Origin of the sequence: Streptomyces sp. NPDC085866 (assembly GCF_044541035.1) — a bacterium.
Taxonomy (GTDB): domain Bacteria; phylum Actinomycetota; class Actinomycetes; order Streptomycetales; family Streptomycetaceae; genus Streptomyces.
The window spans coordinates 162,519-176,234 of record NZ_JBITSQ010000005.1; the positions used below are offsets into that span (position 1 = coordinate 162,519).

Sequence of the window (13,716 nt, forward strand, 5' to 3'; positions counted from 1 at the left end):
GAGGCGTTTGCCGTACCGACGAAAGCGAGCAAGATCCCGTGTCCGCAGTCTCCGACCGTCTTCCGACGTTCCCCTGGGACAAGCTTGAGCCGTACAAGAAGACGGCCGCCGCGCACCCGGACGGCATCGTCGACCTGTCCGTCGGCACCCCGGTCGACCCGGTCCCCGAACTGATCCAGAAGGCCCTGGTCGACGCGGCCGACTCGCCCGGCTACCCGACGGTCTGGGGCACCCCCGCGCTGCGTGACGCGATCACCGGCTGGCTGGAGCGCCGCCTGGGCGCCCGTGGGGTCACCCACCGCCACGTCCTGCCGATCGTCGGCTCCAAGGAACTGGTCGCCTGGCTGCCGACCCAGCTGGGCCTCGGCCCCGGCGACAAGGTGGCCTACCCGCGCCTGGCGTACCCGACGTACGAGGTCGGCGCCCGCCTGGCCCGCGCCGCGTACGAGGTCTACGACGACCCGCGCGAACTGGACCCGGCGAACCTGAAGCTCCTCTGGCTGAACTCGCCCTCCAACCCCACCGGCAAGGTCCTCTCCAAGGACGAGCTGACCGGCATGGTCGCCTGGGCCCGCGAGCACGGCGTCCTGCTCGTCTCCGACGAGTGCTACCTGGAGCTGGGCTGGGAGGCCGACCCGGTCTCGGTCCTGCACCCCGACGTGAACGGCGGCTCCTACGACGGCATCCTCGCCGTCCACTCCCTCTCCAAGCGGTCCAACCTGGCCGGCTACCGCGCCGCCTTCGTGGCCGGCGACCCGGCGGTCCTGGGGCCCCTCCTGGAGATCCGCAAGCACGGCGGCATGATGACCTCGGCGCCGACACAGGCGGCGGTGGTGGCGGCCCTGGGCGACGACGAGCACGTCCACGTGCAGCGCGAGCGCTACGCGGCCCGCCGCGCCCTCCTGCGCGAAGCCCTCCTGAACCACGGCTTCCGCATCGAACACAGCGAGGCCAGCCTCTACCTCTGGGCGACCCGGGACGAGTCCTGCTGGACCACGGTGTCCCACCTGGCCGACCTCGGCATCCTGGTGGCCCCCGGCGACTTCTACGGCGAGGCGGGCGAGAACTTCGTACGCGTGGCCTTCACGGCGACGGACGAGAGGGTCCGCGCAGCGGTAGCCCGCCTGACGACGTAACCGTCCCTGAAGCCGCTGCCGCAGCTCCCGCCACCGCTGCCGCAGCTCCCGCCACCGCTGGCGCAGCCCCCGCCACGGCAGTGGCTGCCGCCGAAACCGCTCTCCCGGCCGCCGCCCGCCCGGCTGCCGTGGGCAGTCGTTCCGCAGGGCGGAACGGGTGGGCACGGCCTGCAGTGCCGGGCACGGCTCGAGCGCTGCCCGGCCCCTGCCGACGCAGGCAAAAGGCGACGGGGCCCAGGGAAGTCCCTGGGCCCCGTCGCCGTGACCGGGCCTCAGCCGCCCAGCGGCAGACCCTTCGTCGGCAGGGACGACGTCGGCAGGGACGACGTGGGCAGCCCACCCTTGGTGAGAGACTCCGTCGGCAGCCCACCCTTCGTCACGCCGGACGCGGTGTCCCCGAGGGCACCCCCCGCGGTCGCGGTCGCGTCCCCCGCGGCCTTCTGCACCGCAGGCGTCGTCTTCTTCACGGCACCACCGCCGGTCCTGCCCGCGGCCGGCACCGCCTGCTTGACCGCCTTGCTGCCCGCGTTACCCGCCAGATCGGTGACGTTCTGCGCCGCACCGTCGACGGTGTTGCCGACGTGCGCCCCGTCCAGGGCGGTCACGCCGCCGAGGTTCGCGGGCGCCGCCGGCAGGTTCGTGGCCGCGCCGGCAGAGCCGGCCGCACCGACCCCGGCGGCCGCTCCCGCTGCGACGAGCAGCGCGGCACGGGCGATCCGGCGGGTCAGGGGGAGGGACATGATGCTCCATTCGACGGGTGGAGAACGGTGACTGTGTCCGTACTCGGACGCCGTGACTACCGACTCGAAGCCGACGAAGGTTGCGGAGGCCAAAGGTAAAGAATGGATAACGCATCGCATTATCGTTTGTGGATAAAAACGGGCAAAGAGCGCCACCGTGCGATCCCGCAGAATCCTTACAGCCCTTGGTTTCCAAGGGGTCCCGAATCCACGCCGAAATCCGCGGGAAAACACGCCCACCCCGAAGCCGTACAACCCGGCCGAGTGAGCCCCCGTACTACTGTCCGGTGATGATCCGGACCGCCCCCGCGGACTTCTCCGCCCCCGCGGCCCCCTGCGTGCCGGCCGTGCGCCACTGACCGCCGTTGCTCCCGGCGGTCCACTCCCGCCCCGCGTACGCCACCCGCTGGATGTGCAGCGACGAGGAGTTGGCCACGGCCCACTGCGCCAGCTGCCAGCCCCGCTCCCGCTCGTCGCGCTCGTCGCCGTCCGTCCTGCGGCCCTCGGACACCGGTACGGTCACGGTCCGCCCGTGCGCCGTCGCGGTCACGCTCGGGGAGGGCGACGGCGACGGAACCTCCGTACCGCCCACCTCCGCCCCGGTCTCCTGCAGCGCGTCCCGCCCGAAGTCCCGCACCAGCGCGGCCCGTACCGCGTCGGGCCCGGTCGCCTCGGCAGTACGCTCCGGGCGCCCGTCGCAGGTCAGCGTGGCCGCCGCGTGCCCGGTCAGCGCGGCCGCCAGCAGCGTGGCGTCCGGCTCGTGCTTGGCGTACGCCTCCGGATAGCCGCTGCGCTGCACCCGCTGCGCGGCCACCGTCAGCGGCAGGTCGGTGTAGTCGGGCACCCGGGCCAGGTGCGCGTAGAAGATGCCCGCCGCGTACGCCGGGTCCATGACCTGCTGCTCGGTGCCCCAGCCCTGCGAGGGCCGCTGCTGGAACAGGCCCAGGGAATCCCGGTCACCGTGCTGGATGTTGCGCAGCCCCGACTCCTGGATGGCGGTCGCCAGCGCGATGGTCACCGCCCGCTCGGGCATGCCCCGCCCGGTGCCGACCGCCGCGATCGTCGCCGCGTTCACCGCCTGCTCGGGCGTGAACTCGTACGCCGCCCCGTCACCCGTGCCGGAGACCACCCTGCAGCCTCTCGCGCCCGGGCCTCCGGTGACGTACTGCACCACGAGATAGGCGGCGACGCCGGACAGGACCAACAGGGCCGCACCGATTCGAACGAGGCGGCCGCGGCGCTTGGGGCGAGTGGGGGACGGCTCTGGCACGCGTACAAGGTACTGGAGGCCTCCCCGCCCCTCACGCCGGGTCCACCGGGCGCAGCGCAGTCCCGAGCCCGGCGTGCGTGCGCGCTAGGGTCGGGACCATGGCCGACACCTCGCTTGACCTCACGCTGGACGCCGCCGCGCTCACCGCACAACTCGTGGACTTCCCCTCCGAGAGCGGCGCCGAGAAGCCCCTCGCGGACGCGATCGAGACCGCCCTGCGTGCCCTGCCGCACCTCACCGTCGACCGGTACGGCAACAACGTGATCGCCCGGACGAACCTGGGCCGGGCGGAACGGGTCATCCTGGCCGGCCACATCGACACCGTGCCCATCGCGGACAACGTGCCGTCCCGGCTGGACGAGGACGGCGTGCTCTGGGGCTGCGGCACCTGCGACATGAAGTCCGGCGTGGCGGTGCAGCTGCGCATCGCGGCCACGGTCCCCGCCCCCAACCGTGACCTGACCTTCGTGTTCTACGACAACGAGGAGGTCGCCGCCGAGCGCAACGGCCTCAAGCACGTCGCCGAGGCCCACCCGGACTGGCTGCAGGGCGACTTCGCCGTCCTCCTGGAGCCCTCCGACGGCCAGGTCGAGGGCGGCTGCCAGGGCACGCTGCGGGTCCTGCTGAAGACCACCGGCGAGCGGGCCCACTCGGCGCGCAGCTGGATGGGCTCCAACGCCATCCACGCGGCGGCCCCCATCCTGGCCAGGCTGGCCTCCTACGAGCCCCGTTACCCGGTCATCGACGGCCTGGAGTACCGCGAGGGCCTGAACGCGGTCCGCGTCACCGGCGGAGTCGCGGGCAACGTCATCCCGGACGAGTGCGTGGTGAGCGTCAACTTCCGTTACGCCCCCGACCGCACCGAGGAGGAGGCGATCGCGCACGTCCGCGAGGTGTTCGCGGACTGCGGCGTGTCCGAGTTCGTCGTCGACGACCACAGCCCCGGCGCGCTGCCCGGCCTCTCCCACCCGGCCGCGGCCGCCTTCATCGAGGCGGTGGGCGGCACCGCGCAGCCCAAGTACGGCTGGACGGACGTCTCCCGTTTCTCCGCGCTCGGCGTTCCGGCCGTCAACTACGGTCCCGGCAACCCGCACTTGGCGCACAAGCGCGACGAGCGGGTCGAGGTGGCCAAGATCCTGGCGGGCGAGGAGCGGCTGCGCACCTGGCTCACGGCGTAAAGGTTCCGGTACGCCGCTTCAAGGCGGACACGCATACGTCCCCCCTCCGTAACCCGCGTAGATCTAGTCTGAGGTCGAACTACCGGCAAGCGGAGGGAGCGCACATGGCTACCGGAAACCCCGAGGGGAAGAAGCAGCCGCCGGACGAGCAACGGCTCGGCCCGGTCCTCCGACGGCGCAGTCAGGTCACGGCCAGTACGACCGACCAGCGGCTGCTGGACGCGGGCGGGCCCTCCGACTGGGTCCACACCGACCCGTGGCGGGTCCTGCGGATCCAGTCGGAGTTCATCGAGGGCTTCGGCACGCTGGCCGAACTTCCCCCTGCCATCAGCGTGTTCGGCTCCGCGCGGACACCGGTGGACTCGTCCGAGTACGACGCCGGTGTGCGGCTGGGCCGAGGGTTGGTCGAGGCCGGCTGGGCCGTGATCACGGGCGGTGGCCCCGGGGCGATGGAGGCGGCCAACAAGGGGGCGCTGGAGGCGGGTGGCATCTCGGTGGGCCTCGGTATCGAGCTGCCCTTCGAGCAGGGGCTCAACCCCTACGTCGACATCGGCCTCAACTTCCGCTACTTCTTCGTCCGCAAGATGATGTTCGTCAAGTACGCGCAGGGTTTCGTCGTCCTCCCGGGCGGCCTCGGCACCCTGGACGAACTCTTCGAGGCTCTCACCCTCGTCCAGACCCAGAAGGTCACCCGCTTCCCGATCGTCCTCTTCGGCAGCGAGTACTGGGGCGGCCTGGTGGACTGGCTGCACAACACCCTGGTGGCCCGGGGCAAGGCCTCCGAGAAGGACCTGCTCCTGTTCCACGTGACCGACGAGGTCGAGGAGGCAGTAGCCCTGGTCTCGAAGGAAGCAGCCCGCTGAACCCCACCCCCGGGGGCTCCGCCCCCGGGGTCAGGCCAGGCCTCGTCGGGCGACCGCGGGGGGCCGGTGCCCGGCGATCGACGCCACCATGTCGAGTACCTGGCGGGTCTCGGCCACCTCGTGGACCCGGTACACCTGTGCCCCGAGCCACGCCGACACCGCCGTGGTCGCCAGCGTCCCGATCAACCGCTCCTTCACCGGGCGGTCCAGCGTCTCGCCCACGAAGTCCTTGTTGGACAGAGACACCAGCACCGGCCACCCCGTGGCGACCATCTCGTCCAGCCGCCGCGTCGCCTCGAGACTGTGCCGCGTGTTCTTCCCGAAGTCGTGCCCCGGATCGATCAGCACCGACTCCCGGGGCACCCCCAGCGAAACGGCCCGCTCGGCCAGCCCCACGGTCACCTTCAGGATGTCGTCCATGACGTCGTCGTACGTGACCCGATGCGGCCGGGTCCGCGGCTGGACCCCTCCCGCGTGCGTGCACACCAGCCCCACGCCGTACCGCGCGGCAACCTCCGCGAGCCCCGGATCGACCCCGCCCCAGGCGTCGTTCAGCAGGTCCGCCCCCGCCTCGCACACCGCCTCGCCGACCTCGGCCCGCCAGGTGTCCACACTGATGATCACGTCCGGGAAGCGACGCCGTACCTCCGCGACGAACCCGACCGTGCGCCGCGCCTCCTCCTCGGCTGTGACCTCCTCGCCCGGCCCGGCCTTCACCCCGCCGATGTCGATGATCGCGGCCCCCTCGGCCACCGCCTGCTCCACCCGAGCGAGCGCCGGCTCGTCGCGGAACGTGGCCCCCTGGTCGTAGAAGGAGTCCGGCGTCCGGTTCACGATCGCCATGATCACCGGCTCGTGGGGCCCGAATTCCCGCCTGCCCAGCCTGAGCATCCGCTGTGACCTCTCCTAGTACGTCCCGCAGTACGGCCGCCTGCGACCCTAACTGTCAGACTCGCATGGCACGATCGGAGCCTGACAGATTCAGCTTCCGGCACAGCGTCGGGCGCAAGGAGCGTGGGGACCTCAGCGATGGTTATGTTCTTGTTCCTGGTCGTCGCCCTCGCCGTCGTGGTGGCCGCGGTGACACTCGCCGTGGTGAGCGGCGGTGAGAGCGCACCGCTGCCGGAGGCGGCCCCGGAGCGGCTGCAGGACCCGCTGCCCCCGGACCGCCCGGTCGGCAGCGCGGACATCGAGAGCGTGCGTTTCCCGCTCGTCCCGCGCGGCTACCGCATGGCGGACGTCGACGACGTCCTCGCCCGCGTCGCCGCCGAACTCGCGGAGCGGGACGCCCGCATCGCCGACCTGGAGTCCGCGCTGGCCGGCGCCAGAGCGGCCGCCGCGCACGCCCGCCTTGAGCGGCCGGGCCAGGAGGAGCAGCGATGAGCGACGGGGCCGCCCTCGCCGGGCCCGACGGCGCGCTGCGCTGCCCGTGGGCCCTGTCCACCGAGGACTACGTGTCGTACCACGACGAGGAGTGGGGCCGCCCGGTCCACGGCGACGACGCCCTCTTCGAGCGGATCAGCCTGGAGGCCTTCCAGTCGGGCCTGTCCTGGATCACGATCCTGCGCCGCCGCCCGGGCTTCCGTACGGCCTTCGCGGGCTTCCGGATCGAGAAGGTCGCCGCGTTCACGGACGAGGACCGCGAGCGGCTGCTGGCCGATCCGGGCATCATCCGCAACCGCGCCAAGATCGACGCGACGGTCGCCAACGCGCGCGTGCTCGCCGACTGGGCGGAGGGCGAGCTGGACGAGTTCATCTGGTCGCACGCCCCCGACCCGGCCGCCCGCCCGGCCCCGAAGACCCTCGTCGACGTCCCCGCGGTCACCCCGGAGTCCACGGCTCTGTCGAAGGCGCTGAAGAAACGCGGCCTCAGATTCGTCGGCCCCACGACGGCGTACGCCCTGATGCAGGCGTGCGGGCTGGTGAACGACCACCTGGAAGCGTGCGTGAGCCGCACCGACCAACCCGCCCGCTAGCTGCTGGGTGACCTCAGCGGCCCAGGTACTTCGGCTTCTCCTTGTTCACGAAGGCCTGCACGGCGATCGTGTGGTCCTCGGACCGGCCCGCCCGCGTCTGCAGCTCGTCCTCCTTCTCCAGGGTCTCGGCGAGGGAGTGCGTCATGCCGTAGGCGACCGCCTCCTTGATCGCCGCGTAGGCCACGGTCGGGCCCTCGGCCAGGGCCCGGGCGACCTTCTCGCCCTCGGCCCGCAGCTCGGCGGCCGGCACCAGGCGGTTGGCGATGCCCAGCTCCAGTGCGTCCTGGGCGCTGATGCTGCGCGGGAAGAGCAGCAGGTCGGCGGCGCGGCCCGGGCCGACCACCCGCGGCAGCGTCCAGGAGATGCCGGAGTCCGCGGTCAGTGCGACACCCGCGAAGGAGGTGTTGAACGCCGCCGTCTCGGCCACCACCCGGTAGTCCGCGGCGAGCGCGAAGCCGAAGCCCGCCCCGGCCGCGACACCGTTCACCGCGGCGACGACCGGCTTGGGCGCCCCGGCCAGCGCCTTCACGATCGGGTTGTAGTGCTCCTTGACCGTGCTCATCGTCTGCCCGGACCCCGTCTCACGGTCCGCCGCCAGCAGCCCGATGTGCTCCTTCAGGTCCTGGCCCACGCAGAACGCCCGGTCGCCGGCCGCGGTCAGCAGGATCGCCCGTACGGCGGTGTCCCCTGCCGCGGATTCCGCCGCCTCCCTGAGGGCGACCTTCGTCGCGATGTTCAGCGCGTTCATCGCCTCGGGGCGGTTCAGCGTGATCGTCGCGAGTCCGTCGCTCACCTCGTAGAGCACGGTGTCGGCCATGGCGCATCCCCTCCGGTCGTCGCTGGTGACGTACCGCTCAGTACGTCCCTGTCCGAAGGACAGCATGGCGGAGATCGCCGTCCAAGAGCCGGACCGGACGTGTGACCTGCGTCAAAGAAAACCGGAGTGGATTCGTTCGGAGGGCGTCCGCGGGGTGGCGCAGTATCGCAGCCACATCCCCGAATTGAGTGGTTTTGCTCGCGCGCGTTGCCCAAGCGATGCCGACTGATGTTGGTCATCGGGTCCTGAGATGCGGGATAATGGCTTGGAAGCAATGTGTTCGATGCCGGTGTCGCGTGTCCGCTCAGGACCGCGCGTGCCCTCCCGGGGCCGTCGGCAGACGGTGAGCTGGTTTCAGGAAGGGGAACGAGCATGGCGGCCATGAAGCCGCGGACGGGCGATGGCCCGCTCGAGGTGACCAAGGAGGGGCGGGGCATCGTCATGCGCGTTCCGCTCGAAGGCGGCGGTCGACTCGTCGTCGAGCTGACCCCTGACGAGGCCGAGGCGCTCGGCGACGCCCTCAAGAAGGTCGTCGTCTGACGCGCCCGCGATCCAGTCCTACCGGCTGCCCCGGCATCGCATGCGGTGCCGGGGCAGCCGCGTTCCCGGACCTCCGCGTCCCGCCCGTCACCGCTTGACGGCGCACAGCAGGCCGTCGCCCACCGGCAGCAGTGACGTCACCAGCTCCTGGCTCTCCCGCACCGTGCGCAGCAGCTCGCGCAGCCGCAGCACCTCCGTGGGCTGCGGTCCCGAGTCGACCGTACGGCCGTTGGCGAATATGCCCTCGAAGACGACCAGGCCGCCCGGCCGCAGCAGGCGCAACGATTCAGCGAGGTAGTCCGAGTACTCCAGCCGGTCACCGTCGCAGAACACGAGGTCGTAGCCGGCGTCCGCGAGCCGGGGCAGCACGTCCAGAGCCCGGCCGGGGATGAAGCGGGCCCGGTTGCTGGCGAAGCCGCAGGCGCGGAAGGCCTGCCGGGCGAACTGCTGGTGCTCCGGCTCCGGGTCGACCGTGGTGAGTACCCCGTCGGGGCGCATGCCGTGCAGCAGATGGATCCCGGACACTCCGCAGCCGGTGCCTATCTCCGCGACCGCCTTCGCGTCCACGGAGGCGGCGAGCATGCCCAGCGCGGCGCCCGTGCCGGGCGACACCGAGCGCAGCCCTGCCTCCCGGGCCCGGTCCCGGGCCCAGCGCAGCGCTTCGTCCTCGGCGACAAAGGCGTCGGCGAACGCCCAGCTCGTCTGCCGGTTGCCGGTAATGACCCTCTCCTGTCCCCGTGGTTGCCTCGGCGTGACTGTATCCGTTGGTGCCGGGAACCCGCAGATGGGACTGGGCGTTTAAAGGGTTGAGCCGGTGGCCCGGGACGCGACGGGGGGTAAGAGGTGGATCAGGACGCCGAGCACATGCTGACGCAGCCGTATGAGCCGTATCAGCGCGTATCAAATTCTCGTAAAACCGCTTATCCGGAGCTAACGGGCGAGGTGGCTATGGTAGGGGCTCCACTGGACACCACCAGAGCCGACAGGGGAGGTGCGGCTGCGCCCGGGGACCGGGGAGGAGTGCTGCGGCGCTTTCTCGGGTCTGGGGGCAGGCCGAAATCCGTGACCGACACCGCTGCTGAACCCAGCCACACCGCCGGCTTCGCCGCGGGTGAGACCCAGACCGCGACCTTCTCCACCGACGCGGACGGGCAGGCATGGACTCCGCCCACGTGGGAGGAGATCGTCAGCACGCACAGCGGCCGGGTCTACCGACTCGCCTACCGCCTCACGGGCAACCAGCACGACGCCGAGGACCTCACCCAGGAGGTCTTCGTCCGCGTCTTCCGCTCCCTGTCGACGTACTCGCCGGGCACCTTCGAGGGCTGGCTGCACCGCATCACGACCAACCTCTTCCTGGACATGGTCCGGCGCAAGCAGCGCATCCGCTTCGACGCCCTCGGCGAGGACGCGGCCGAGCGGCTGCCCAGCCGCGAGCCCACCCCGCAGCAGGTCTTCAACGACGCCCACTTCGACGCGGACGTCCAGCAGGCCCTGGACACCCTCGCGCCCGAGTTCCGCGCCGCGGTCGTCCTGTGCGACATCGAGGGACTGTCCTACGAGGAGATCGCCGCGACCCTCGGCGTGAAGCTCGGCACGGTCCGCTCCCGTATCCACCGCGGCCGCTCCCAGCTGCGCAAGGCCCTCGCCCACCGTTCACCCGAGGCGCGGAAGGCCGAGCGGCGCTCCTTCGTGGCCCGTGTCCCCGCTCTGGGGGGAGGGGGCGCGACCGCGTGAGTGGATCTCGACCGAAACCTGCTCCTGCGCACTTCGCCGAGCAGCACCTGGGAGACCGACTCTCCGCCCTGGTGGACGGAGAGCTCGGTCATGAGTCGCGTGAGCGCGTCCTCGCCCACCTGGCCACCTGCGCCCGGTGCAAGGCGGAGGCGGACGCCCAGCGACGCCTGAAGAGCGTCTTCGCGCAGGCGGCCCCGCCGCCGCCCTCCGAGAGCTTCCTGGCCCGCCTCCAGGGCCTTCCCGGGGGCGGTGACACAGACGGCGGCGGCACGTCGGCGCCCGAGGGCGGCCTGTTCGGGTCCGGCCCCGAGGCAGGCGTCTTCGGCATGGGACGCGGCGAGCGCTTCGAGTTCGGCTACGTCCCCGCCTCGCCCGCCCATTCCGCCGTCCCCGAGGACCGCGGCTTCCGTGTCCATCCCGTCGGCCGCCCGGACGCCGACCGCTCCGCCTCGCGCGGGCTGCGGTTCGCGTTCGCCGCCGCCGGCGCGGTGTCGCTGGCCGCGCTCGCTCTCGGCGGCGTGACCACCGCCATCCCCGGTGACGTGGCCGCGGACGCCCGCAGTGGCTCCGGCAGCGGCAACGTGGCGCCGACGCGTTCGGCGGGCACGGGCGCGGCGACACCCGACTCCCAGCGCCGTCGCGCGGTGGGACCGCTGCTCGCCCAGGGCAGCAGCCTGCTCGGCCAGACCTCGGTGGCACCGACCTCCATGTCCGCGCCGCTGGTGCCCGGAGTGCCCGCCCCGGCCACGGGACAGGTCCAGGACGCCGTGCACGACCTGACCGCCCCGGTGATGGCGGGTGCGGCCGCGGTCTCCCCGCTGATACGCCCGCTGAGCGAGACCACCCCGTTCTCGCTGACCTCCGGGTCCGCGCCGCCCCAGGTGACCGGCCCCGGCCTGCTGTCCGCCCCCACCCCCGTCCCCGACACCACCTCCGCTCCCTCCGCCTCCCCCTCGCATCAGGCGCCCTGACCTGCCTCTTCGCCGCGGCCGCCGAACCTGGTTGAATCCTGTGAAGCCGTGCCCGCGGTGCTGACCCGGGCACGGAGTCGACGTTCCGCGGCCACCGCCGAAGCGCGCGGCCGCGGCCAGCCGTGGGGAGAGCATGAACGAGGGGAACCCGACGTCCGTCCCGCCCGGGGAGCAGGGGGAACACGGGGAACAGACGTCGGCGGGGGAACCACCGGCGAGGCTCGCTGACGGCGACTTCGAGCTGGCGAAGCCTGCGGTGGTTGCACCGGGCGGCACGGGGACGGGCGGGGCCGCGAGCGGCGCGGCCGAGCCCGTTGCCGATGGCCCTGTTGCGGCTGAGCAGGTGGCTGCGGATTCGGCGGCGGCCGTGGCAGAGCCGGCCGGGGGAGTGGTGCCGGCCACGGCAGAGTCGGCCGAGGCGGGCTCCGTCGTCGTACCGCCTGCCGAGCGTCCCAAGCCCCTGCACGACCCCGACCCCTACAGCACCCCGCCCTACGGCGAGCCGGGCCCCTGGGCACCCGCACCACCGGTCCAGCACCCGGCGGCGACAGCGGCCCAGGGCATGCCGACTCCGGCGGCTGCACAGCCACAGGCGGCTGCGCCAGCTCCGGCCGCTTCGCAGGGGCCGGCGCTTCCGCAGGCACCGACGGCTGCACCACCTGCGGCCGCACCGCAGGCAACTGCCGCTTCGCCGGCGCAGGCCGCTCTGCAGGCTCCGGCCGCTCCGCAGGTCTCCGCCGCTCCGCAGGCGCAGGCTGTCCCGCAGGCACCCGCTCCTGCCCAGGCCCAGGCTGTCCCGCAGGCACCCGCTCCTGCCCGGGCGCAGGCCGTCCCGCAGGCTCCGGCCGCTCCGCAGGTCTCCGCCGCTCCGCAGGCGCAGGCTGTCCCGCAGGCACCCGCTCCTGCCCAGGCCCAGGCTGTCCCGCAGGCACCCGCCCCTGCCCAGGCGCACGCGGCCCTTCAGGCACCGCAGCCGTCACAAATACCGGCGCAGGCAGCTCCGCCCGCGCCGGGGCACATGGCTCCGGTCTCGCCCGCCCCCGCGGACCCGGGTGCGCCCCAGTCGGTGGATGCCTCGGTATCCGCGCCGGGCGCGCCGTCGGAGCGTGCGCCGGGGGAGCTGCCCGACCCCGGCGCCGTGGCCGCAGCCTCGCCGGAGGCCGGTGCTTCCGTTCCGCCGGAGCCGGCCGACGCCGGCCCCTGGCAGCGCTACGACCCCTGGGCCGTGTCCGCCGACGGGCAGCAGCCCCTCGTGCACGGACCGCTGCAGCAGACCGGTGCGGCAGTGCTCACCAAGGAGCAGCGGCGCAGGCGGGGCAGGCGGATCCTCCTCGGCTGGACGGTGTTGGTCGCCGTCGTCTCCAGCGGCATCGGCGGGATCGCCGGCGCCTATGTCGAGCGCGAGGGCGTGGGAGACATCCAGCTGCCGCAGGCCGGAAAGGTGCCGGCCGGACGGGCGCCGGACAGCGTCGCCGGGATCGCCGCCCGGGCGCTGCCCAGCGTCGTCACCCTGCACGTACGCGGGGCCGACGAGGCGGGCACCGGTACGGGCTTCGTGCTCGACGCCCGCGGCCACATCCTCACCAACAACCACGTCGTCCAGCCCGCCGCGTCCGGCGGCGAGATATCGGTGACGTTCAGCAGCGGCGCCACCGCCAAGGGGAAGGTCGTGGGCCGCGACAGCGGATACGACCTGGCCGTCGTCCAGGTCAGCGGTGTCCACGGGCTCACCCCCATGCCCCTCGGCAACTCCGACAACGTCCAGGTCGGCGACCCGGTCGTCGCCATCGGCGCCCCCTTCGACCTGGCCAACACCGTCACCTCCGGCATCATCAGCGCCAAGGAACGGCCCATCACGGCCGGCGGGGAGAAGGGCGACGGCAGCGACGTGTCGTACGTCGACGCGCTGCAGACCGACGCCCCCATCAACCCGGGCAACTCCGGCGGCCCCCTCCTCGACTCCCGGGCCCGGGTCATCGGCATCAACTCCGCCATCCGCTCCGCCGACGACGGCACCGACTCCGGGACCGGACAGGCCGGCTCGATCGGCCTCGGCTTCGCCATCCCCGTCAACCAGGCCCGGCGGGTCGCCGAGGAACTGATCAACGACGGCCACGCCACCCACCCCGTCATCGGTGTCACCCTCGACATGGGCTACACCGGCGACGGCGCCCGTATCGACACCAAGGCCCGCGACGGCGGCCCCGCCGTCGCCAAGGGCGGTCCCGGCGACCGGGCCGGCCTGCGCGCGGGCGACGTCATCACCGAGGTCGACGGACAGCGCGTCCACTCGGGCAAGGAACTGATCGTCAAGATCCGCGCCCACCGACCGGGCGACGGGCTGCGTCTGACGGTCGAACACGGCGGCACAAGGGATGTCTCACTCGTGCTGGGCGCTTCGGACCAGAACTGACAGAAGTCTCACCTCGGGACGGTACCGGTCCGACAGCTACGCCGGGTACCGTTGAGCGACCGAGAACATCGCAAT

General features: G+C 72.6%; 14 protein-coding genes. 9 read left to right on the top strand and 5 right to left on the bottom strand.

The window, feature by feature from the left end:
- Positions 1-38 precede the first annotated feature (38 nt).
- Positions 39-1,136 (top strand): bifunctional succinyldiaminopimelate transaminase/glutamate-prephenate aminotransferase, encoded by a 1,098-nt coding sequence (locus tag ACIF83_RS13730; RefSeq protein WP_398137652.1) that lies wholly within the window; start codon positions 39-41, stop codon positions 1,134-1,136.
- Between the two features lie 272 nt (positions 1,137-1,408).
- Here the strand turns inward: ACIF83_RS13730 and ACIF83_RS13735 are convergent, their stop codons facing one another.
- Both ACIF83_RS13735 and ACIF83_RS13740 read right to left on the bottom strand, forming a co-directional pair.
- Entirely contained in the window at positions 1,409-1,876 is a 468-nt protein-coding gene (locus ACIF83_RS13735) for an ATP-binding protein (RefSeq protein WP_399726535.1), read from the bottom strand.
- A 277-nt stretch (positions 1,877-2,153) separates the two neighbouring features.
- Positions 2,154-3,146, bottom strand: a complete 993-nt coding sequence (locus tag ACIF83_RS13740) for a heavy metal transporter (RefSeq protein ID WP_399726538.1) — start codon at positions 3,144-3,146, stop codon at positions 2,154-2,156.
- A 98-nt stretch (positions 3,147-3,244) separates the two neighbouring features.
- Here ACIF83_RS13740 and dapE point away from each other — a divergent pair, with 98 nt between their 5' ends.
- On the top strand, positions 3,245-4,324 hold the full coding sequence (dapE, locus tag ACIF83_RS13745; RefSeq protein ID WP_399726541.1) for a succinyl-diaminopimelate desuccinylase: 1,080 nt from the start codon (positions 3,245-3,247) through the stop codon (positions 4,322-4,324).
- A gap of 104 nt (positions 4,325-4,428) precedes the next feature.
- Positions 4,429-5,187, top strand: coding sequence for a TIGR00730 family Rossman fold protein (locus tag ACIF83_RS13750; protein WP_398137648.1), 759 nt, complete (start codon positions 4,429-4,431; stop codon positions 5,185-5,187).
- Between the two features lie 30 nt (positions 5,188-5,217).
- Here the strand turns inward: ACIF83_RS13750 and folP are convergent, their stop codons facing one another.
- Complete coding sequence (folP, locus tag ACIF83_RS13755) at positions 5,218-6,078, bottom strand: dihydropteroate synthase (protein WP_398137647.1); 861 nt, start codon at positions 6,076-6,078, stop codon at positions 5,218-5,220.
- Positions 6,079-6,216: 138 nt separating this feature from the next.
- Here folP and ACIF83_RS13760 point away from each other — a divergent pair, with 138 nt between their 5' ends.
- Together ACIF83_RS13760 and ACIF83_RS13765 are read left to right on the top strand one after the other, a co-directional pair.
- Entirely contained in the window at positions 6,217-6,570 is a 354-nt protein-coding gene (locus tag ACIF83_RS13760; protein WP_393468736.1) for a DivIVA domain-containing protein, read from the top strand.
- A complete protein-coding gene (locus tag ACIF83_RS13765; RefSeq protein ID WP_398137646.1) occupies positions 6,567-7,163 on the top strand; it encodes a DNA-3-methyladenine glycosylase I in 597 nt (198 codons plus the stop codon). Before ACIF83_RS13760 ends, ACIF83_RS13765 begins: the two co-directional genes overlap by 4 nt.
- Before the next feature lie 13 nt (positions 7,164-7,176).
- Here the strand turns inward: ACIF83_RS13765 and ACIF83_RS13770 are convergent, their stop codons facing one another.
- Positions 7,177-7,980, bottom strand: a complete 804-nt coding sequence (locus tag ACIF83_RS13770; protein ID WP_393468741.1) for an enoyl-CoA hydratase/isomerase family protein — start codon at positions 7,978-7,980, stop codon at positions 7,177-7,179.
- A gap of 372 nt (positions 7,981-8,352) precedes the next feature.
- Here ACIF83_RS13770 and ACIF83_RS13775 point away from each other — a divergent pair, with 372 nt between their 5' ends.
- Positions 8,353-8,520 carry a DUF3117 domain-containing protein gene (locus ACIF83_RS13775; RefSeq protein WP_018544333.1) on the top strand — a complete coding sequence of 56 codons (168 nt, stop codon included), beginning with the start codon at positions 8,353-8,355 and terminating at the stop codon, positions 8,518-8,520.
- 87 nt (positions 8,521-8,607) lie between these two features.
- On the opposite strand, the gene ACIF83_RS13780 is transcribed toward ACIF83_RS13775, so the two are convergent.
- On the bottom strand, positions 8,608-9,306 hold the full coding sequence (locus ACIF83_RS13780) for an O-methyltransferase (protein ID WP_386578307.1): 699 nt from the start codon (positions 9,304-9,306) through the stop codon (positions 8,608-8,610).
- Between the two features lie 276 nt (positions 9,307-9,582).
- Between ACIF83_RS13780 and sigE the strand changes: the two genes are divergently transcribed.
- The 3 genes from sigE to ACIF83_RS13795 all read left to right on the top strand — a co-directional run bounded on the left by sigE (position 9,583) and on the right by ACIF83_RS13795 (position 13,641).
- On the top strand, positions 9,583-10,257 hold the full coding sequence (gene sigE, locus ACIF83_RS13785) for an RNA polymerase sigma factor SigE (protein ID WP_393468744.1): 675 nt from the start codon (positions 9,583-9,585) through the stop codon (positions 10,255-10,257).
- The gene (locus tag ACIF83_RS13790) at positions 10,254-11,228 is read left to right on the top strand and encodes an anti-sigma factor family protein (protein WP_393468747.1); all 975 of its coding nucleotides are present in this window, start codon (positions 10,254-10,256) and stop codon (positions 11,226-11,228) included. The genes sigE and ACIF83_RS13790 overlap by 4 nt, the downstream gene beginning before the upstream one ends.
- 391 nt (positions 11,229-11,619) lie before the next feature.
- The gene (locus tag ACIF83_RS13795) at positions 11,620-13,641 is read left to right on the top strand and encodes a S1C family serine protease (RefSeq protein ID WP_399726548.1); all 2,022 of its coding nucleotides are present in this window, start codon (positions 11,620-11,622) and stop codon (positions 13,639-13,641) included.
- Positions 13,642-13,716 lie beyond the last annotated feature (75 nt).

What these genes read in the sequence shown, in the direction of transcription:
- ACIF83_RS13750 (WP_398137648.1), top strand. Translation starts at nt 4,429, where the DNA reads ATGGCTACCGGAAACCCCGAGGGGAAGAAGCAGCCGCCGGACGAGCAA.
- ACIF83_RS13775 (WP_018544333.1), top strand. Translation starts at nt 8,353, where the DNA reads ATGGCGGCCATGAAGCCGCGGACGGGCGATGGCCCGCTCGAGGTGACC.
- ACIF83_RS13735 (WP_399726535.1), bottom strand. Translation starts at nt 1,876, where the DNA reads ATGTCCCTCCCCCTGACCCGCCGGATCGCCCGTGCCGCGCTGCTCGTC.
- folP (WP_398137647.1), bottom strand. Translation starts at nt 6,078, where the DNA reads ATGCTCAGGCTGGGCAGGCGGGAATTCGGGCCCCACGAGCCGGTGATC.
- ACIF83_RS13765 (WP_398137646.1), top strand. Translation starts at nt 6,567, where the DNA reads ATGAGCGACGGGGCCGCCCTCGCCGGGCCCGACGGCGCGCTGCGCTGC.
- ACIF83_RS13770 (WP_393468741.1), bottom strand. Translation starts at nt 7,980, where the DNA reads ATGGCCGACACCGTGCTCTACGAGGTGAGCGACGGACTCGCGACGATC.
- dapE (WP_399726541.1), top strand. Translation starts at nt 3,245, where the DNA reads ATGGCCGACACCTCGCTTGACCTCACGCTGGACGCCGCCGCGCTCACC.
- ACIF83_RS13760 (WP_393468736.1), top strand. Translation starts at nt 6,217, where the DNA reads ATGGTTATGTTCTTGTTCCTGGTCGTCGCCCTCGCCGTCGTGGTGGCC.